We start from the raw sequence: 1748 nt of genomic DNA, 5'->3' as shown, positions 1-1748 counted from the left end.
GATATGCTATTTCAAATGGTTCTGTATTCCACCCCTGTTCAACTGCAATTCCCAACATTCCTTGATGGACTGCTTCTAATTGCATCATTTTTTTCTCAGCATCAGAAGACACAAAATATTTATCAAAATTAAAATACAGATAGAAATCTGCAAATCCTTTTATATTCGGTTTTTCTGGGAAATCATCATGAGGATACAAAATAATCAAACAGGTACTAATCTGTTTTGATTCAAATTTAGGCAGAGATTTAGCATATAGCGTTGGAATGGCGTGGGCTTGTCTATTAAAATTCACAAATATTGGATTTGTACTATATTCACTTCGTAAGTCTATAACTTTAATCATAAATTTCTCCTAATCAACTATAGGTCGTTTTTGCCTTGGAGGCTGGGAGCCATATTTTAGTTTATGTAATCGTACCTGTGCCTCTTCCCACGCTAAAGCTGCTTCTCTATTTGGCAGTCCATCAATCATTACCGAACCTGCATAATTAGGATCGCCACCATACTTAACCCTCAATTTACTTCGAATCCTCGGCGAATTATTTTCTGTTTTAAAGTAATCTGCCTTTGTTCTAGTTTGCCCGCTAATACCATATTCCATTATTTGCCCTGTTCTTTTATCGTAAATTTTATATCCGTGCTGAGGCTTTTTTGAACTTTTACAGTTTCCATGACAAGCGCCTGCCTTTACCTGTGCTTTAGCCTGACTTTTCTCTTTTGAAGTATCACCACTTAGACTTAAAACTGCTCCAATGCCAATTGCTGTTAGTGCAGCTTGCCCTAAAGCAGTTAAAGCAGCACCTATTTCTGGTAAGAAAACTAATGCCATAGCTATAAAACCAGAGGGATCAGTCCATCCTTGTGCATTAGGTGCAAACCGATAAAGGTTACTACCACCCAACAACCCAATCGGATCTTGGTTAATGAAACGCCCTGTCTCCGCCTCGTAATACCGCATCAGATTGTAATGCAGCCCTGTCTCTTCATCGAAGTATTGGTTTTGCAGTCTGAACGGCTGGTGCGCGTTCTTGTAAACCCGCCCGTCCTTTTTCAGACAACCCCAGGCGGTGTATTCGCCGTACCAAAGGAGATTACCGTGGATGTCGGTCATCTCTTTCGGGATGCCGATTTGGTCGTTGTGGAAATAGGCGAGGTATTGCTCTTCGTCTTGGTTGTTGTGAAAGACTTGGGCTAAGGGTTCGTAGCTGTCTTGGTCGGTGTAGATATAGGTGTAGCAGCCTTTGTAGGTGTACTCCTGCAACAGGCGGCTGCCGTCCCAGACGAAGTGGGTGCGTTTCGGTTCGGTACTCGTCCAGGCGAGTTTGTCTTGGCGTTCTTTGGAAAGGCGTCTGCCGAACGGGTCGTAGGCGTATGTCCAAATCTCGGTATTGCCGGCTGGCTTTTTGATTTCGGCGCGGACGAGTTGGTTTTCTAAATCGTATTGGTAATATTGGTTTTCGCCGTCGGGCAGCTGGCGGTAAATCAGGTTGCCCAAGGCGTCGTAGGTGTATTCGATGCCGTTGTATTCTTTAAGGCGGTTGCCGCTGACAAGGTTAGGGTTGGCAGGTGATTTCAGACGACCTTGAGTTTTGGGGTCGTCTGAAATCGGAGCGGTCGTTTTGCCCTCTCCCCGGCCCTCTCCCACGGGAGAGGGAGTAGATGTCGGGATGTCGAGGATGTTGTGGGCGGGGTCGAAGGCGAAGGTTTCGCTGCGGCCGGTTTGGCTGTTGCGGGCTTCCTGAATG

At 45.4% G+C, this 1748-nt stretch carries 1 protein-coding gene and 1 pseudogene; both read right to left on the bottom strand.

Annotated features, from left to right (window positions below):
• A pseudogene (locus ACTHUT_RS19705) lies at positions 1–346 on the bottom strand (hypothetical protein); the annotation flags it as partial.
• Between the two features lie 9 nt (positions 347–355).
• The gene (locus ACTHUT_RS19700; RefSeq protein WP_440419512.1) at positions 356–1747 is read right to left on the bottom strand and encodes an RHS repeat-associated core domain-containing protein; all 1392 of its coding nucleotides are present in this window, start codon (positions 1745–1747) and stop codon (positions 356–358) included.
• Between the last annotated feature and the right edge of the window lies 1 nt (position 1748).

Source organism: Neisseria sp. P0022.S010 (assembly GCF_051956635.1).
This window is presented reverse-complemented; position numbering and strand designations above follow the sequence as displayed.